13 protein-coding genes are annotated in these 19,779 nt (G+C 46.6%); 6 read left to right on the top strand and 7 right to left on the bottom strand.

Features of this window, described 5'->3' with window-relative positions:
* Positions 1 to 222 precede the first annotated feature (222 nt).
* The gene (gene adhE, locus PMG25_RS20670; RefSeq protein WP_283768787.1) at positions 223 to 2,895 is read left to right on the top strand and encodes a bifunctional acetaldehyde-CoA/alcohol dehydrogenase; all 2,673 of its coding nucleotides are present in this window, start codon (positions 223 to 225) and stop codon (positions 2,893 to 2,895) included.
* A 343-nt stretch (positions 2,896 to 3,238) separates the two neighbouring features.
* On the opposite strand, the gene PMG25_RS20665 is transcribed toward adhE, so the two are convergent.
* The 6 genes from PMG25_RS20665 to PMG25_RS20640 form a co-directional block, all read right to left on the bottom strand.
* Entirely contained in the window at positions 3,239 to 4,558 is a 1,320-nt protein-coding gene (locus tag PMG25_RS20665; protein ID WP_283768786.1) for an MFS transporter, read from the bottom strand.
* A 166-nt stretch (positions 4,559 to 4,724) separates the two neighbouring features.
* Positions 4,725 to 5,081, bottom strand: a complete 357-nt coding sequence (locus PMG25_RS20660) for a type II toxin -antitoxin system TacA 1-like antitoxin (RefSeq protein WP_283768785.1) — start codon at positions 5,079 to 5,081, stop codon at positions 4,725 to 4,727.
* 661 nt (positions 5,082 to 5,742) lie between these two features.
* Entirely contained in the window at positions 5,743 to 7,383 is a 1,641-nt protein-coding gene (locus PMG25_RS20655; RefSeq protein WP_283768784.1) for an SWIM zinc finger family protein, read from the bottom strand.
* Positions 7,384 to 7,416: 33 nt separating this feature from the next.
* Positions 7,417 to 10,560: a WGR domain-containing protein gene (locus PMG25_RS20650; protein ID WP_283768783.1), complete on the bottom strand. Its 3,144-nt coding sequence runs from the start codon at positions 10,558 to 10,560 to the stop codon at positions 7,417 to 7,419.
* An 80-nt stretch (positions 10,561 to 10,640) separates the two neighbouring features.
* Positions 10,641 to 11,024: a GxxExxY protein gene (locus tag PMG25_RS20645; RefSeq protein ID WP_347178894.1), complete on the bottom strand. Its 384-nt coding sequence runs from the start codon at positions 11,022 to 11,024 to the stop codon at positions 10,641 to 10,643.
* 104 nt (positions 11,025 to 11,128) lie between these two features.
* Positions 11,129 to 11,932 (bottom strand): pantothenate kinase, encoded by an 804-nt coding sequence (locus PMG25_RS20640; RefSeq protein ID WP_283768781.1) that lies wholly within the window; start codon positions 11,930 to 11,932, stop codon positions 11,129 to 11,131.
* Positions 11,933 to 12,043: 111 nt separating this feature from the next.
* Here PMG25_RS20640 and PMG25_RS20635 point away from each other — a divergent pair, with 111 nt between their 5' ends.
* The 5 genes from PMG25_RS20635 to PMG25_RS20615 all read left to right on the top strand — a co-directional run bounded on the left by PMG25_RS20635 (position 12,044) and on the right by PMG25_RS20615 (position 18,585).
* A complete protein-coding gene (locus tag PMG25_RS20635) occupies positions 12,044 to 12,631 on the top strand; it encodes a hypothetical protein (RefSeq protein WP_283768780.1) in 588 nt (195 codons plus the stop codon).
* Between the two features lie 24 nt (positions 12,632 to 12,655).
* Positions 12,656 to 13,099 carry a DMT family transporter gene (locus PMG25_RS20630; protein ID WP_283768779.1) on the top strand — a complete coding sequence of 148 codons (444 nt, stop codon included), beginning with the start codon at positions 12,656 to 12,658 and terminating at the stop codon, positions 13,097 to 13,099.
* 75 nt (positions 13,100 to 13,174) lie between these two features.
* Entirely contained in the window at positions 13,175 to 13,699 is a 525-nt protein-coding gene (locus tag PMG25_RS20625; RefSeq protein WP_283768778.1) for an alpha/beta hydrolase, read from the top strand.
* Positions 13,700 to 14,034: 335 nt separating this feature from the next.
* Complete coding sequence (locus PMG25_RS20620) at positions 14,035 to 15,936, top strand: ATP-binding protein (RefSeq protein ID WP_283768777.1); 1,902 nt, start codon at positions 14,035 to 14,037, stop codon at positions 15,934 to 15,936.
* A 117-nt stretch (positions 15,937 to 16,053) separates the two neighbouring features.
* Entirely contained in the window at positions 16,054 to 18,585 is a 2,532-nt protein-coding gene (locus tag PMG25_RS20615; RefSeq protein ID WP_283768776.1) for an adenylate/guanylate cyclase domain-containing protein, read from the top strand.
* Positions 18,586 to 18,635: 50 nt separating this feature from the next.
* Here PMG25_RS20615 and PMG25_RS20610 read toward each other — a convergent pair whose 3' ends face one another.
* Positions 18,636 to 19,553: a cell division protein FtsX gene (locus PMG25_RS20610; protein ID WP_283768775.1), complete on the bottom strand. Its 918-nt coding sequence runs from the start codon at positions 19,551 to 19,553 to the stop codon at positions 18,636 to 18,638.
* Between the last annotated feature and the right edge of the window lie 226 nt (positions 19,554 to 19,779).

The raw sequence follows: 19,779 nt of genomic DNA, 5'->3' as shown, positions 1-19,779 counted from the left end.
CTTGATCCCATAAAAAAGAGCTTCGTTATTATACAGGGCTGGGTAAGGTAATGGGTAATGGGTAATATCAATTCCGGTTAAACAGAAGGTACACTTCGTCCTTTGCCCTATAAAGCTTAAGACTTCCTAAAGATCTCCCCCCGAATCCAGGATGATCCGGTGTTAATAGAAGTAACACTCTTGTGGGAAATTCCCATTGCAGTATTGAACGAGAGCAAGTCTATGGTCACTCAAACTAAGATTACGAACCTAGAAGAACTAGAAGCCCTAATTTCTCGCGTGAAAACCGCTCAAGTGCGGTATGCCACTTATAGTCAAGAGCAGGTAAATCACATTTTCAAGAAAGCAGCTCTCGCGGCGAATGCGGCTCGGATTCCCTTAGCGAAAATGGCGGTAGAAGAAACGGGAATGGGTGTGGCTGAAGATAAGGTGATTAAGAATCATTTTGCTTCAGAATTCATTTATAATAAGTATAAAAATGAAAATACTTGTGGGGTAATTGAAGAGGATAAATCCTTTGGATTTCAGAAAATAGCTGAACCGGTGGGTATTTTAGCGGGAATTGTGCCCACGACGAATCCTACATCAACGGCTATCTTCAAGGCGTTGATTAGCTTGAAAACCCGGAATGCGATTATTTTTTCTCCCCATCCACGGGCGAAAGACTGTACGATTGAAGCGGCGAGAGTTGTCCTAGAAGCGGCGGTAGAAGCGGGTGCGCCAGAGGATATTATTGGCTGGATTGATGAGCCGACGGTTCCTTTGTCTCAGGCTCTGATGCAACATCCAGATGTTAAGCTGATTTTGGCCACGGGCGGGCCGGGAATGGTGAAAGCGGCTTATTCTTCGGGGAATCCCTCCTTGGGTGTGGGTGCTGGAAATACGCCCGCGCTGATTGATGCTTCGGCCCATATTAAGATGGCAGTCTCTTCAATTATCTTGAGTAAGACGTTTGACAATGGCATGATTTGCGCCAGCGAACAATCGGTGATTGTGGAGGATTCAGTCTATGATGAAGTGCGGGAAGAGTTTCTTGCTAGGGGCGCTTATTTTGTCACTCCAGAAGAGCGGGAGAAATTAGCCAGTAAGGTGTTGGTGAATGGGCGCTTGAATGGGGAAATTGTGGGGCAACCGGTGCAAAAGTTGGCAGAACTGGCAGGATTTTCAGTTCCGGAAGAGACGCGGGTAATTTTGGCAGAAGTGGAGAAAATTGGCCCGGAAGAGCCATTTTCTTATGAAAAATTGTCTCCGATTTTAGCTATGTATCGGGCAAAAGATTTTGAGGATGCGGTGGATAAGGCGCGGGGGTTGGTGGCCTTTGCGGGTCGGGGTCATACGGCAGCGTTGTATACGGCGACCTCGAATACGGAGCATATTAAGCGCTTTGAAGATCGGGTGCAAGCGGCACGGGTGTTGATTAATACGCCGTCTTCCCAGGGGGCGATCGGGGATATTTACAATTTCCGGCTCGATCCTTCTTTGACGCTCGGATGCGGAACCTGGGGCGGCAATTCGATTAGTGAGAATGTGGAACCCAAGCACCTGTTGAATATTAAGACGGTGGCCGAACGCCGGGAAAATATGCTCTGGTTCCGGATTCCGCCCAAAGTATACTTCAAGTATGGGTCGCTGCCGGTGGCAATTCGGGAGTTAGCGGGCAAAGAGCGGGCGTTTATTGTTACGGATAAGCCGTTGTATGATTTGGGGATCACCAGTTCTCTGGAGGAGGCGCTGGAAGAGATTGGACTGAAGTACGATGTGTTTTATGATGTGGAGCCTGACCCGTCTTTGGATACGGTAAACCGAGGCTTGACGTTGATGAAGACGTTTAATCCGGATGTGATTATTGCGATTGGGGGCGGGTCTCCCATGGATGCGGCGAAGATTATGTGGTTGTTGTATGAGCATCCGGAGATTGAGTTTGAGGGGTTGGCCATGCGGTTTATGGATATCCGCAAGCGGGTGTATGAGTTGCCGCCTTTGGGTGAGAAGGCAACTATGGTGGCGATTCCGACGACTTCGGGTACGGGTTCGGAGGTGACTCCGTTTGCGGTGGTGACCGATCGCCGCAATCATATTAAGTATCCTCTGGCCGATTATGCTTTAACGCCGAATATGGCGATCGTCGATCCGGAATTGGTGCTAAATATGCCCAAGAGTTTAACCGCTTTTGGAGGTATTGATGCCCTCACCCATGCCATGGAAGCCTATGTTTCCGTGTTAGCTTCCGAGTATACCAATGGATTGGCATTGGAAGCGATTCGGTTGATTTTCAAATATCTACCGGATGCTTATCACAAAGGAGCTGATGCCCCGAAAGCACGGGAAAAAATGCATTATGCTTCGACGATGGCGGGAATGGCGTTTGCGAATGGATTTTTAGGAATTTGCCACTCTATTGCTCACCAGTTGGGGGGAACGTTCCAGATTCCCCATGGGTTGGCGAATGCGCTGATGATTTCCCATGTGATTCGGTACAATGCTACGGATGCACCCTTTAAGCAAGCGACGTTTTCTCAGTATAAATATCCTAATGCTCGCTGGCGCTATTCTCGGATTGCAGATTATCTGAATTTAGGGGGAGAAACGGAAGATGAGAAGGTTTCTCTGCTGATTCAAGCGGTGGAAGACCTGAAGCGTAAGGTGGGCATTCCTTCGAGTATTAAGGAGGTGATTAAGGAGGATGAGGGGGCATTTTTTGCCCAAATCGATCAGGTGGCGGATCAGGCGTTTGACGATCAATGTACGGGCGCAAATCCCCGTTATCCTTTAATTACCGACTTGAAGCAACTGTTAATTGATGCGTATCACGGGAATTTGGATGTGAGCGTCAATGGGTCTAATGGTAAGGCTTTGGTTTCTCCAGTGGAGAGTTTAACGGAAGTTGCCCATTAAATGTTCACTAGGGTTAGGGGTTTGACCTGCAAACCCCATCTATAACCAGACCTGATGGTAGGAGTTTTCCTGTCGCGATCCGGGTAATCAATCAAAGTATCGGGCAAGGTGGGCAGGGTCTGTTTGTCGAATTTGAATGATCTCGCTCCCTCCTCCTGCCCACCCTACTGCCGTGACAACCCTAAAATGGTGGGTTACGGCGGATTGAGAGATTGCTATCACAGTCTAGGTTTTAGCCGCCTAACCCACCCTACGCTAATGCACTATTTTAACTGTGTCACGGCACTACGATGATTGGTCATATCAAATCTAGATTTGATATAAGATTCTTAACCGAATGTTTCTATAGTAGGGGTTCCCGGCTCCGATCGCTCATAAATGCCAAGGCGATCGCAGCGATCGCAGCACTGATCGTTAAATACAGCGCAGGAGCGTAAACATTACCACTGATATTAATCAGCCAAGTACACACCAACAGAGAGGTTCCCCCCATAATACTTGCCCCTAGATTATAGGAAATAGAATAGGCACTCAAGCGAGTCTCTGTGGGAAAGAGTTCTACCAGCATCGCTGGAGAGACAGCTAACAAGGGGGCAATGGCGATCGCCAATAAAATCTGAGCCAACCCTACTTCATAATGATTGGGTTGCAACAACAGCCAAAATCCAGGAACACTCAATAATCCCATACCCAGGATTGCCAACAATAATAAGGATTTACGCCGTAGGGCACTATCGGATACCCAACCCAAGAGCGGAATCAGGGCGATCATGATACTCAGGGCAACTACATTGACGGCTAAAACACTACTACGGGGCATATCCGTAAACCGATCCAAGTAGGTCGGAAGATAGATGATAATAATGTAATAAACCGAATTATAGCCTCCGGCATAACACATGGCTTGCAACATGGGTAATAGGGATTTTCTCAGGGCATTGAGTAGGGGAACTTGCCTTTCTTCCTGGTGTTCCTCGAAGATTTGTGAATCAGGGAGATTGGTCCGAATGTAGAGTCCCATTAATCCTAAGATACCGCCAAATAAGAAGGGTAAGCGCCATCCCCAGGTATATAGGGTGGTGTCAGAGACGAGATGGGTGAGGAGCGTCACTATCCCTAAGCCTAACAAGAAACCGGTGGTAGCCCCAACACTGACAAAGCTGGTGATGAACCCGCGCCGAGTTTGGGGTGCAGTTTCAGCTAAATAGGTGATCGATCCGGTGAATTCGCCGCCTACGGATAATCCTTGTACTAATCTGAGTAAAATTAAAATGATTGGCGCAGCAATCCCAATCTGATTATAGGTGGGTAGTAGACCTAAGCAGAATGTCGGAATAGCCATTAAGATGACAGAAATAAAGAGTTCGGTACGGCGACTGACGCGATCGCCGATATAACCGAAAACTCCTGCCCCAATGGGTCGCATAATAAACCCGGCTGCAAATACACCATAGGTTTCTAGCAGAGAGACCAGTTCATTATTATGGGGGAAAAATAGTAGGGAAATAATGGGAGCTAAATAGCCATAAAGAGCAAAGTCATACCATTCAATTGCATTACCCACCACACCCGCAAGAATCACGGTTTTGGTATTGTTTTCCTTCTGGATCGTCTGGTGAGCTGACCGATCTGGGGCGGTTTCAATGGGGGATAGGGGTGTCACTCAAATATGGGGTTAAACTGCTTTATGCCTATTTTAACTCAATAGTGCTTTGCGCTAGGCAAGAGGCAAAAGGCAAGAGGCAAAAGCTTATATTGCTCAGTAACGCTTCAAGCTGTACTCCATAGAAGAGAGAAACGCTATATTTAGCGGACATGATATGAAGAGATTATTGGGAGTTTTGACTCTTTTGTAAAATGTCTGAGGATGACCACGCTAGGGTCGATAGGATGCCTTTGGCGAGGTTATGAAGGTCTTGAGTATTATTGTCGAGGATAGCGGCTAGGGGGTCTGGTGTGGGTTCAGATTCTGGTGATTCAGTGGGTTCAGTGTCTGGTTTGGGTTGGGGTGACTGGGATGAGCGGTACAGGGCGGTGTGGGCGATCGCCGAACTCAGAGCATGATGGATGATATAATCGGTTACGCTTAATCCGGTTAAGGTGGCTGCTTCTTCCAGGAGTTGATAATATTGGGGGTTGAGCTGGAGGGTGAGGGTTGTTTCGTGGATGGCGTTAGAGTCAGACATGGGTAGAGTCGTGTGATGTGATATTCATAGCTTACCTTAATCTCTACTGGGGTTGGGCGATCGCTTCCGCAGGAATTAGTAAAAAATAATATTAAATCCGGTAAATGGGTATAACTAGCGGGGGGAAATGGGTATAACTAGCGGGGGGAAATGGGTATAACTAGCGGGGAGAAATGGGTATAACTAGCGGGGAGAAATAGGTATAACTAGCGGGGAGAAATGGGTATAACTAGCGGGCAAGATGCCCGCACTCCCAAAACCTTTAAGATTAAGGAGTGGGAGCGTCTCGCTCCCTAGCTCCTTAATGAGTGTATTTCTGCTTCGCGGACATGAACAAACGGATTTGATATTACATTGAATATAGAGGTAAAAATTTTTTCGCCCCTACATCTAACCTAAAACACCATAAACTACACGACCTAAACCCGTTGGTTGCCCCTTCGTAAACTCCTCGGACTAGACTGCTCAACTCAAGCGGTTCCAGGCTAGGGTGTTTCATTTACTTCTAAGAAGTCAAACTGAAATATACACCCTAGCCTGAGAACCGTACAGTCACGAGCAGGCTAGTGATGCATGGATAGACTAAGCGCAAGAGCGGCGATGCACCGCCCAGATTGCAAGGCTGTTTGCCAACGGTTAGGTCGTGTAATTTTAGGTTATCTTATTGACACAAACGGGCGTGATGCATCCGTAATGCCAAGATATGTTCGCAAGGGCCTTTATACAGCTTATTTTGCTGATGCCAATTGCAAGTACATTCAGCTTTAAGTATACGCTCATCTCCATCAATTGTCAAGTTCGGGGCGTAAGTTTTTCCGTTGTCACGAACCGTTCCTTGGAGAAGTAAAGCGCCGCCAGAATCCGTTACGCTGCCCACTTGCACTTGATTTTCACTTAAGAAACGAGTCGCTTTTTCCTCCCGCTCATTGGCAAAGCGTAGGCGCTCCATGGGTAAGGGTTCGCGGCTCAATTCTCTAAGGCGATAGACTTGTTTATTGAGGTCATAAATGGCGCGTCCAGCTTGGGTGTAGGCTCCCAATGCTCCTAATACGGCGGTTTGACTTAATCCTAACCGTTGAGCCAGACTTGCGGGGGTTTCTGCCCAAGTTTCCCTGAGCGCATCAAAGATTATTTTTTGCGTCCATTCATCGACATCGGCGCGGGGAGCCATGAGGTCAAAGTTGCCAGAACTTGACCAGTCATTGGCTGTCCATCCGGATAGGCCTAATGTAAAGGACATATCGCCTAAATCAGCGACGTAGAAAGATGGCATTCCTGTACCCAAAAGATGAACGGTGAATTTTTGGGCAATGGGAATTAAACGCTCTAAAATATGGATGCGGCGACGACCCCAGACGCGGATTTCTTGGCTATTATTACCAGTATAGGGCGATCGCCAACAAATGACCTCTTTATTCCAAGGATCGAACACCACTTTAATCGGTTGTCCCGGTTCCAGGATATAGCGCAAACTACGCGGCCCCTTTTTCTCTTTGTTGCGGCGGAGAATCAGGCAAATATTGTGGATATCCATGGGGTGTAAATCAAAGGTAGTTGCCGGGAGTGACATGGCGGAACTTACCTGCAAAAATCCCCTTACCCAACTCTCCGGTAAATCAATTTTCACTTCTTTGAATGTCTCTTCGTGGGTGGTTTGCACTTCAAACCCAGAAGGATCGACCTGAAATTGGGTGGTTTTGTAGCTTCTGATTTTTTGAAATTCATCATAAAGGGCGGCAGAATAGTCGATATTGGTCGTACCGCAGGCGAATTCATTAATATTCTTAAATACGTCGTAGCTTGCCCCCAGTCTGCCGTAACTGGATTCATCTTGGCTGAAGCATTCAAAAAAGATTTCATCCGGGTGAACCGTAATCACAGGATCGAATACAAAATAGAAATCGAGTTGTTTTTTCCAGACATAGCGACGAAACTTTTCTCTCGCATCATAATAGGGCTTCCACCGTTCATAACTGCGAGAACCAATTTGAGTGAGTTCTTCACGAATGGCGCTCATTTGGGCAGCGACTTCTGCTTTCTGTACGGCAAAAGATTGCCATTCTAGATCTTCTTGTTTTTGTGCCCATTCTTTATAGGCTTCGTTGTCTTTGGGTTGGTAGCGCAAATCAGAGACAACTACATCATGGAGGGCGCTAATGGCTTCTCGAAAGGCGACACTTTTACCCAATTCGCCGATAAAATAGGTGGGCGGGCGTTTGGTGTCTGGGGAAAAAGACATTTGGGTATTATTTCCCTGGTTGTTAACGGCTGTGCTGCCGTGGTATGAATAGGCAAATTCCATAAGGTTGACCTCAAATTTTGAATAAAATGATAATTAACGTCGGATTTCTGTCACCGGTTTGACTTCAATGGGCAGGGGGATGTGGGGATAGTGCTGGTGTAAGCGTAACATTAATTGTAGACACTGGGCTTTATCGGCGATCGCCATTGTCGCTGACTGCCGAGTTAGCACTTCGGCAATCACCTGGGCTGCGGCTTCACTTTTCAGGGCTTCCTGTTCCAAGAACTGAAAGACCTTCTGTTTCGCCATCCGGCCCCGATTCACTTGAGATAAAACCGTGATAAAATAGGGTTTAAGATGTTCTAATTGCTCTGGGTTGTCGGTGGCGTGATTGTGCAAATATTGGCTCGCGAAGGCTTGCATATCGGTGCTGGGATGTTCGCTAAACTTAAGTAAATAATCTTGCCCCTGGGGTTCCTCGAACGTGCGGGTAACCAACTGACGGGCAAATTCCCGTACATCTTCGCGGATACTGTCGCAGATGAGAACCATCACTTCTGGACTCCAGTCACTGTCGGTAAACTGGCGCTGGAAAAAGTCTTGGGCAAAGTTGCGCGAGTCCTCCCATTTGGCTTCTAGGATGCGAATGGCGGCCAATTTTTCGGCTTCGGAGGCTTTGATGCGATCGCTGTTATGCTCTATCATTGTCCAAGACGCTTGCCTGACTGTTAGCACTTCATGGCTGGCCAAGCGCACAATTTCAGCAATTGACCAGTGTTTTGCCCAGCGATGGACGTTTGCATCCAGGATAACGCCACTGAGTTGTTGAGCAAAGCCAGACTTAGACTTGAGCAAACTTGAGGTTAACTCTGGGGAAATTTCGCCCTTCCATCCGGGAAGATGGAGATGGAGGAGGGAAAACAGGTCTTTGTGAACGCCTTCGTGGGATTCTGGAGTCAGCAGAAACTCGATTAATTCTGTGGCTAGTGGGGTGCTAAACTCCAGATGACCGTTTGCCAGACGGGAAATAATTGGCTGAATCGATTGCCGTAGATCGGGAACAGCACTGACGGCCATGGCTATGATAGCATCTCGGTAGTCTTCTCGCAGTTGGCGATCGCCCAATTGACCAAAGATTTCTACGCCAATGGTGCGGATAGCTTCTTGAGGTGACGCAATTAACGACTCGATAATGCTCACCGGTAGCTCAGTCGCTGGAGTTTCATGGTTGTGCAGCAGTCTTGCACCCAGGGTTTGCACTTCGGGAACCGGATGCTGGAGGAGGTCGAGAATGACTTGTAAACTGAGGGTTTGTAGGGGAGTGGCAAAGAGTAGCAGGAGCGTGTCGGATATGGCTGCTACTGGTTCACCCTCAGTGCTACTAATGAGTTCAGAGATGATGTAGCCGATGATAATTTTAGTTCTATTTTCCGGGATGGGATGCGATCGCAGCAACTCACGAGCAAACTCTTGAATTTCCAGATGAGGACTCAGGAGCAACTGACACAGGAATTCAGCCGAAGCCACAAATACATCTGGGTTTGCGTCTATCCACTCTTGCGCTTGCGTGCGAACCGGGGCAAAACTACAGTTTAATAAAGCAACAACTAAATCAAAATCGGGATTTTCTGGAGTATACCGTTGCCGCGCCCAATTAAAGGCAAACTCTATCGTTTCATCATAGGATTGACTCAATAATCCCACTAAATCCTGCACCGGTATCTGCTGGCAAAAGTCCGGATTATCCTGCAATGCTTTCACCGCAAACTCATGCACCGGATGACAGTGACTTTTTAATAGTAATTCCAGCAAAGCATCCGGGCGCTGATTCCAAAGTTCCGGAAAAGCTTCCTCCCTAACTTCTGGTGGAGCATCTCCCGGTTTATAATCCCCTTTACATTTCCAAGCCTTAAATCCATACTGCCAAGAATAGCGAGGACTATTGCTGTAAAGAATCGGATTAAAAGACAAATAACCCGCATATTTATCCCAGTAACTGTTCATATCAATGCGCCGCCAGTCTGGAGTCCATCGATAGAAGGCACTTTTTCGCACCGGTTGAGCATCCCCATCCCTGTAGGCTAACAGCACGCCCACAGCTAAATTAATATAGTTTAAATCCCCTTCTTCTCCTAATTTTCTGAGGGTGCGCCATACCCGTCTTCGCAGATAGTCGCGAGTTGAATGACTGTAAGCTATGCGGCTATTTGGACTTTGTTGTTCCTTGAGCAAATTATCTTGTACAAATTCGTAGCGTTTGGTTTGTTGACTATATTCGTACTCATATCGCCGCACATGGCTACCATCTGATAATTTGAAATAATAGGTTTTGCTGTCATACAATGCTTTTCCCGTTTCAAAGCGCCAAGCTAAACTGCCAAAAAAATCGGCATCTTGGCGATATTCTGCCATTTTAAATAGATGGCGTAGGGGTTTGAAACTCGGAGGCGCGAGGGGTGCAGTCTGGATAAACTGGTGTAAGGCTGGACGAGTGATATCCAGATGGGTTTGATAGAGGGTTTGTAGGACTTCAAAGGGTTGATAGTCCTTGGTATCGAGATAGGTTTGCAGAGCATCGGTTAAGGTGTCGGTGTTTCCGGTGGCGATCGCCTCTTGTAGAATAGTCGGTAGGCGATCGTGCGCCCTTTGCTGCAACTCCTCCCTTGTCCGAGCATCCCCCAACTTCCACATGGACTCAAACGCAATTCGCTTGACAAAATCCGGCGTTGATGCATTCTCCTCCAACTGCTTCAATACCGGCAGCGCTTCGGAATTTCCCAATTGTCCCAAAGCATAGGCAATACAATAATCTCGCAACGGTTCCCCCGTCCCCAAAAGCTTAATCAGATGCGGAGTTGCGGCACTCAGTTGCAACTCTCCCGCCCGCCAAATGATGCGCTCAAGGGGCCAATTGTCCGGTGGACTGCCTTCGAGATAGGATAAGATGCGATCGTCCCACGTCATCTCCTCACGACTTGCAACAGGTTCAGCCGCAGCCGTAACATCCTGATAGCCCTTCTTCGTTTTATCCTTAACTAACTTATCAAAAATAACTTCCGCATCCGGCAAAGGCACGGGTTTAGAGGTTTTCGTCCCCTCTTTCAGATTACCTCCCCGACGACCATAGCGAAAATTGACGATATAGCCATCATCGCCTGCCGAGAGCAAATCCACCTCATAAATCTTATCCGAGCGATCGTCCTGGTAATGGAGAGTTGTCTGCTTAATCCGTTTCATAGCCGTGAGGAGAAAAGATTGTTGGCCATTTTAGTCAACTTTTCCCGCCGCGTCCACACTCTGTATTTATGCTTACTCAGTTACGTTATACTGCGAATTAACCGTTTAAACGTCAAACTTTTAGAGCCAAAATTAATCAGTAAACCCACGTCTAACTTATAGACTTTCAAATAATTCAAAGCTTGAGCCAAATGCACATCTTCAAGCTGGATCGTTGCTTTTAGCTCCACCAATACTTTATGTTCTACCACAAAATCAGCGCGGCGTTTTCCAATAGGGTGGGGAAGATTTTTGTAGTAGATGTGTTGTTCTATTTCCCGCTCAAAACTTAATCCCGCTTGTGTTAATTCGTAGGCTAAGGCTCTTTGATAAATGACTTCTTGAAACCCGTTGCCGAGAAAGTTATGGACTTCAAATGATGCACCGATGATTTTGTGGGTTATTTGTTCGTATTTCAACTCCATGGCTTGAACACGGATTATGCGGATGATAGGATTACGCTGATTTTTTGTCGTGCTACGCACGATATCTGTAATCTTATCACAATTTTTCATCCGTGTTCATCTTTTCATCTATTTAATCCGCGTTCAGGGGCTGTTTTTGCGATACCCAGGAAGATTAAATCGGGATCAAAATGGAGATGAGGATGTAATTGGGGATACTGTTGGGTGAGGAGTTGGGTGAGGAGTTTTCCGTCTCCACCTGTGAGAATGATGGGAGTTTGGGGATATTGGGTGTGCCAATTTTGGATAAAATCGTGTAAACCGGCTAGAAGGGTATAGAGAATACCACTGGCGATCGCCTCTTGCGTCTCCAAACTCCAGCGTTTGGGCAGTTGCTCCGATAGGCTGATTTGGGGTAAGGTGCGGGTATGTTGGGCTAATAGACGGGTTTGCAGTCCTAGTCCGGGTAAGATGGCTCCTCCGATTAAATGGCGATCGCCATTAGCTCCAGTTAGAGTGAGCGCAGTTCCCCCATCGATGACTAAAACCGGCCATCCCCATTTTGTTCCTGCACCGAGAAGGGCTAAGGCGCGATCGATGCCCAAGGTGGGATAGACTCCCTTGAGGGGTAGATCGGCTAATTCAATGATATGGGTTTGGGAATAGGATCTCCAGATGGGCGTAATTTCGGGAATTACTGATGCAATCCGGAGGGGTAGAGCATTAAAAGTTTTCCTCAAATAATCATCCTTGAGGGGGCAATTTTGTAAAATTAGCTCTGGAATCTTTCCCTGTTCTAGTTCAGGGATTATGAGCTGAATTTCATCTACGGATAAAAGTTCGGTATCCCAACGGCAGAGCAAGGCGTGGCGATCGCCAATTCCCCAATGAAACCGAGAATTTCCCATAGCCAAAGCTAACCACACCACCGTTGACTCCTCTTCCGATTTAGCCCAAAGTTGCTAGAATAATGGGCACAAGTGGGATAGCTTCCCCTTGATGCCATTATTCTTAAATAACATTGCCCTGATTTTGAGTCCATGGTCTTAGAAACACAATTAATCCCAGGTTTGCAGATTCCTGTACTCGGTTCCCTGTTTTCATTCTTACCTATTGATTCCCTCTTTTCGACCCAGGGAATTATGGTAATGTTGCTCATGGCCTATGCTGGAGCCATGTGGATGTTCCTCAGTAGTGCCCCTAAAGTTTATACGATTATGGTATCTGATTTAGAGATTGCTAGAGGATTATACGAGGATGTACTGCAATTACCCGAAGCTGATGTACCCCTTCATTATTATTATAATTATGAGCAAACCTTGGGAACGACTGGCTTAGATCCCCTCTATCTGTCTCCAGGAATAACGCAAACGGTGCAAAAAGAAGTCCCAGAAGGACTTTGGTATCAATTAAAGAAAAATGCCCAACTGCATGTGATTTCCGGGGCAAGTTTGGGCCACAATAACCGCCAGCGCCATGTTTGTTTCGATCATGATTGTCTCGAACAGGTGTTAATGCGGGTACAATTGCGAGGGGTGAAAAATAAAATTCGCCGCAATAAACCCTTGAACTTTTTAGTCAAAGACCTGCAAGAGCGGGTGATTGAAATCACGGAAATTTCTAGTTAATCCCGCCCAACTTTTCAGAGAATCATGACCCAATTTATCACTCTATTAGTCGTCGCTGCTGTAGGTATTTCGGTAACGGTGCAAGCTCAAGCGATGGGCATTTTAGAACAAAAGTTAGGTGTGTTTGATAATATTGTAATCACCTATGGGGGTGGGGGGTTGCTGATTTTAGCGATCGCTCTCTTGCGTACCCTATTTGCAGGCTATACCTGGAGTAACTATGGCCTCTTACCCGGCTATGCCATTGTGCCGGGAATCTGTGGTTTAGTCATCGTGGGGGGAATTGCTTATTGCGTCTCCCAGGTGGGGTTATTGGCCACCTTTTCCTTAAGTTTAGCAGTGCAATTCGCCCTCGGTTCCCTCTTAGATACCTACGGCATCGGACTTGACCCCCGTCCAATGACCCTATCCCGTTATTTGGGGGTGGGACTGGTTCTTGCCGGGGCGATTTTGTTTCTGAAAAAATGAGGTTAACGATCGAATAAAGAAACTAACGTCAGGCTGGATCTGTCCTGAATACCTAAGATTTTAATCCTTTTTTCTATGAAACCCTGGATCTCCCTTTTAGCGATCGCCCTCTTCTCTCCCCTAATCTCCCTTCCCAGTTGGAGTGCAGAGCGCGTCGTGTTTAAATATTCCGTCTTTCGGCGATCGCTCTCCGTTGCAGAACTCACCACGTTTGCCGAAACCGGAGAAATGACCCCCGCTCTCAAACGCAACCTACAAACCCTAGGACAAAACCCGGAAGAGTTGCGTACTATGCTAACCGCTCCCATTGCCGTGGATATTTTATTTCTCGATAGAGTTTTAAACAGCATCATCGGCCGCAAAGTCTTAGATCGAGTCGGGGAAATTGTCCATCCTCCCTCCCAGAACTCCAATACTCAAGCCCTCCGCGCTGCCTTGATTTTATCCGCCAGCGACGATGGAGAAATTACCTTACTCGAAACGATGCAAAACTACCCCACACCGGACGTAGAAGTGGAAGGAGAGCGCCTCATGGAAGCTTACGACCAACTGAGTCGATTTGCCAAACCCGCCCAAATTTTGATTGATGTGTTCAAATAAGCGATCGCCCCCATACTTAAGTCCTTCTTCAAATTTCCCCTCAGATTTCGTAATTCTAGCTACTCCATCGCCCTCAATCTTTTTTGTAAACTAGAATGTCAATCTAATTTTTCTGAAGCCCATAAGAGATCTAACCTCTTCATCTGGGAAAGAGTCCTTACACTGAATCACGATCAACTGTCAAGTCTCTACAGGTAGATCTCTTTGACAAATGTCAGGATTTCCTGTAATTTCATGTGACACACCAATCATACATGGGAGCAGAAACCGGGATGCATCATCAAAGACCAGACCGCTCCAACGTTCCTGTTATTACCCAAGGATAGGCTAAAATCTTGATTAAAACTGACTACCTCATTCATTCCCTTAGCCAATTTTTCCAGCTCCTCTGGGGATCGCATACCCCGATCCTACCGAGCAAAACCTCAGAACAACCTTTACATTTACCGCGTCAACTGGCGATCGCCATACTCGGTATTTGTCTACTCCCCATTACCCTCAACCTGATGGGAGTAGATTTTGGCACTTACGCCCTCAAACTTGACCTAGAAACCCTCCCCGATCTCACCTCCAACCAACTCAGCGACACCCTACACCAAACCCTATCCGGCAGTTTTACCCATACCCTTCTAGAATGGAGCGCCTTTTGCACCGCCCTATTCACCGTCGTTCTTGCCTTCGCCCACTTCAAAATTCAACAAGACGTAACCACCCCTATCCTAGGGATCGCTCTCTTCTTCGCTGGAGTCATGGATGCCTTCCATACCCTAGCCGCCGATCGCCTAATTTCAGCCGTTGCAGACAACCACAACCTGATCCCCTTCACCTGGGCCATTTGCCGACTATTTAATGTCATCATTACCTTAGCCGGAGTCAGCCTCTTACTCCTCCCCAACGCTAAACGCTGGAAACATAAATTTCATGTGGTCATTGCCATTAGCCTAGTCTTTGGTCTCATTGCCTACCAAATCATCTATCTCTGTGCCACCAGCAGCACCCTCCCAGAAACCATGTTTCCTGGCACTCTCTTCACCCGGCCCTGGGATGTCATTCCTCTGATCCTATTCCTACTCGGTGGTTTCTGGATTTATCCCCGATTCTACCAGAAATATCCCAGCCTATTTTCCCACGCCCTCATTATCAGCACCTTACCCAATGTTGCCACCCAACTGCACATGGCCTTTGGGTCTACAGCCCTATTTGATAACCACTTTAATATCGCTCACTTTCTAAAAATCATTGCCTACTTAGTGCCCCTGGCTGGACTTATCCTGGATTATATTCATACCTACTATCATTTAGAAGAAACCAACCAAACCCTCAACACCGAAATTATCCAACGCCAACAGATAGCTCAAGAACTACAACGATCGGAAACTCACCTGAGATCGAAAAATCAACAACTGAACCAAACCTTATCCCAACTGCAAAACACCCAAGCTCAACTGATTCAAACAGAAAAAATGTCTAGCTTAGGTCAGATGGTTGCTGGACTCGCCCATGAAATTAATAATCCCGTGAATTTTATTTATGGCAACCTACGCCATACCGAAACCTATACCCAAGATTTATTAGAACTCTTGCATCTGTATCAACAACATTATCCACAGCCTGATGCAGAAATTTCCACCTACATCGATCGCATTGATTTACAGTTTCTAGAGCAAGATTTACCCCAAATGATCGGTTCCATGAAACAAGGCTCAGAACGGATCAAAAACCTCGTCATTTCCCTAAGAAACTTCTCCCGCTTAGATGAAGCTGAATTAAAAACCGTCGATCTTCATGAAGGTCTAGAAAGTACCCTCGTAATGCTAGAACATCGTCTCAGATCGGGAATTAGGGTCACCAAGCACTATCAGCCTTTACCCCAGATTGAATGTTATCCCGCCCAACTCAATCAAGTCTGGATGAATTTGATCGCCAATGCGATCGATGCCCTCCAAGAACATCCAGAGATTGAGCATCCCCATTTGATTTTGTCCACTTTTTGCTTAAATGACTACCAAGTACAAATCACCATTACCGACAATGGCACAGGCATTCCTGAAGAGATTCAAGCTCAAATTTTCGATCCCTTTTTCACCACTAAGCCTGTAGGTTCGGGAACCGGCTTAGGATTGTCAATTAGTTATCAAATTATTCAACAGCATAACGGAGATATTCGGCTCTTCTCCCAGAAGGGACAAGGGACAGAAGCACGGGTAATACTCCCGGTTAAGCCAGTGCAAGGTTAAGCTTGAGTAATGTGATATACAATACTCTCAAATCAATATCCCAGGAGGGGGGATATCAGGAGTAGCAAATCTAGTTAACATACAATAAGAAGTTAGATCCCGTAGCTTGGCATTCCTATGACCTTACCCAACACTGGCAGCGTTCTGGCTACTCTTGCCCAAGTGAATATGATGGGGGCCTTAACCGCAAGGGTGAAAGACCTTCCGGTGAAAGAGTTTATTTGTTTACTCGATTTTATCACGGCTGAATTTCAGCAGTTTTTAAGGGCGATCGAGTTGATCAACAATGAAGCCCTAGAAGCCATGTTGGAACAGATCCTCGATGCCCTCACCCTGAAAATTGGGCAAATTTTACAAGCCGATCGCACCCTGATTTTCTTGGTCAATGAAGATAAGGGTCAGTTATGGTCAAAAATTAATCAACCCGATGCCGAAAAGCCGATTGAAATTCGCTTTCCCCTCCATGTGGGTATGGCGGGCCATGTGGCCATCACGGGAGAATGCCTTAATGTGGAAGATGCCCCCAGTCATCCCCTCTTTCAACCGGAACTCGATAAACAAACCAATTATCAGACCAAAAGCCTCCTCTGTATGCCCATCCTCAGTAGCAAAGGGCAAGTCGTCGCTGTCGTGCAACTCTCCAATAAAGGGGGAGGACTCCCCTTTTCGGCTGAGGACGAAGAAACGTTTAAAGATTTCTCAGGGTCAATTGGCATTATCTTGGAAACGTGCCAATCCTTCTATATGGCTGCTCGCAATCAACGGGGAGCTGAAGCCCTGTTAAAAGCGACTCAAACCCTGGGTCAGAGCTTGGATGTGGAATTAACCTTAAGATCCGTGATGGAACAAGCGCGAGATTTGATGAAGGCTGACCGCAGTACCTTATTTTTACTCAGCAAAGAAAATCAAGAACTGTGGACAAAAATTGCTAAGGCTGATGGCAAAACTCCCCTAGAAATCCGGATTCCCACCAATAAGGGGATTGCGGGTTATGTGGCTTCGACGGGAGAACTGCTGAATATTCCCAATGCCTATGAAGACCCCCGATTTGATCCGAGTACAGATAAGCGATCGGGCTATCATACTCGCAATATTTTATGTATGCCGGTGTTTAATTCGGAAAAAAAACTGATTGGGGTGACCCAACTGATTAATAAAGAGCAAGGCAGTTTTACTAGCTCTGATGAAGAGTTTATGCACGCTTTTAATATTCAGGCGGGTATGGCTCTGGAAAATGCCCAACTGTTTGAAAGTGTGCTGTTAGAAAAACAATATCAAAAAGATATTTTAGAGAGTTTGTCTGATGCAGTAGTTTCTACGGACATGCAAGGGCGCATTGTGACCCTGAATGAAGCGGCTTTAGAATTATTGGGTTGTTATTGGAATTCGGAAGAAAATCGGCATCAAATTCAGCTTTGGGAGTCTAAGTTGATTGGACGAAAAGTTTGGGAAGTTGTCCCGATTGAAAACTTAAAAATGCGAATTGAAGACAGCTTACAAAATGGCACAAAACAATATATCCCTGAGCAAGGATTAAAGGTGGGAATTTATCCTTTACAGGGCGATAAAAGATGTTTTAATTTAGCTATTATTGATGTAAACGATCCAGATTGGTTTATTCCTTGGAACGATCCCCAGGAAGGCAAGATTTCCGCTAAAGATGTGGGTAAGGTAGAGCGGAGCATTAATTTAACGGTTAATCCTTTGACCAATCCGAGTGGCGAAGTGAGGGGGGGATTAGTGGTGTTAGAAGATATTAGTCAAGAGAAGCGCATGAAGACCACGATGTATCGCTATATGAATCCGGATGTGGTGGATCAGGTGATGGCGTTGGATAATGATTCGTTGATGATTGGAGAACGAAAAGATGTGACGATTTTGTTTTCGGATATTCGCGGATATACAACGCTGACGGAGAATTTAGGCGCTCAGGAGGTGGTGACGTTACTCAATCAGTATTTTGAAACCATGGTCGAGGCGGTGTTTAATTGTAAGGGAACTTTGGATAAGTTTATTGGTGATGCTTTGATGGCAGTGTTTGGCGCACCTCTTCCCTTATCCAATCATCCTTGGATGGCGGTGAAATCGGCTTTAGATATGCGCCGCAGATTAGCAATTTTTAATCAAAGTCGATTTATGGAAAATCAACCCCATATTCGCATTGGGATTGGGATTAGTTCTGGGGAAGTGGTATCGGGAAATATTGGCTCTCGTAAGCGGATGGATTATACGGTGATTGGGGATGGGGTGAATTTGAGCGCTCGCCTGGAAGGGGTGACCAAGGAGTATGGCTGTGATATTATTATTAGCGAGAATACTTATAAGTTGTGCGGCGATCGCCTTTGGGTCAGAGAACTGGATAAAATCCGAGTTAAAGGTAAAAATGAAGCCGTCAGTATCTATCAAGTCATTGGCGATAAACAAGTGGCTCTCGACTCCCAGCAGCAAGAGCTACTGGAGCTATACCATTTAGGACGTTCTGCGTATATCCATCGAGACTTTAGCCAAGCCATCCACTATTTCGAGAAAGCGCAAACGCTTGATACGATGGATAAAGCCATTAATATTCACATCGAACGCGCTCAGGTGTATTTAGATAATCCTCCTCCAGAATCTTGGGATGGAGTGCATACCATGACGACAAAGTAGTTAAGGATTTGAGATTACCCAAATTAAATTAACTATACAGTGCTTTCCCATTACCCATTACCAGTGCGAAGGGCTGAGACTCGGCGCAGTCCCAACCATCCTCCTAAACCGCCTACTAATGCGCCAAACACCAGGAGGAGGAAAAATAAGGTTGTGGTATCGGTATAGATCGTCCAATAGGAGTCCTGGAGGTGAGAGAGTAGGGGGATAAGGGATAATTCTTGGGTCAAGAACTTTAATGAGACTTGCTCAAACCCTTGAACGATGCTCCAGGCGATCGCCCCCCCAACACTGCCGAGAATCACCCCTTGGATCATAAATGGGAGGCGAATCCACCAATGAGAAGCGCCAACCAAGTGCATAATCTCGATTTCTCGGCGACGGGAGACCACAATTAACTCAATGGTGGTGGTCATGACGGCGATCGCACTCACCATTAACACCATGGTTACCCCCAAGCTCAAAATCCGCAACCCCCGGTTAATGGTCGAGAGCATCTCTAACGCTGCTTCTCCGTAAATTACCTCATCCACCCCTGACAACTGCTCTAACTGGGGTACTAAACCCCGGAGCGCCTCCGGAGACTCCGCTTTTACTCTCAACTCATCCACCAGAGGATTGGTCGGTAAAATCTCGGTCGCCGCATCTGGGGAGTTTAACCCCAACTCCGTCAACAAATCCATCCAAGCCTCCTCCTTGGCAATGTCCTCCACCTGCACCACTCCGGGCAGATCTGCCACCTGAGCCACCAGAGGCTTGGCGCTCCAGCCTGCATCTAAATATACCGAAACCTCCAACTGACTGCCAAACTGATTGGCTAAACCCTCCAACTGCCAAGCCACCTGCCAGCTCAAGCCAAACAAAAATAACAACACCGTCACCGTACTAATGGCCGCCCAATTCATCCATCCCCCACGGCGCAACCCCAACTGTACCTCACTCCACAGATAGCCCAACTTAACCACCATCAGAAAAACCCCATTAAATCGCGATCGCTTTGAAAATTAGCATAAACCTGCTATCTTGTGACCCAGAAACATCGACCATTCTTTCTGACCTAACGGCGATCGTCCCCCAAAAGCCCAAAAAATCAGCAGTTTTCCGGAAACCCGCAAAAATTTTGTGTTGATGGGGGAGAACCCAGCATACAATTAGGAATCAGGTCATAGCGCTCCCCTAGGTTTTCTGGGAGTT

It is taken from the genome of Roseofilum capinflatum BLCC-M114 (genome assembly GCF_030068505.1).
Classification (GTDB): Bacteria; Cyanobacteriota; Cyanobacteriia; order Cyanobacteriales; family Desertifilaceae; genus Roseofilum; species Roseofilum capinflatum.
Note: the sequence above shows the minus strand (reverse complement) of the source record. Positions and strands in the feature narration are given on the sequence as shown.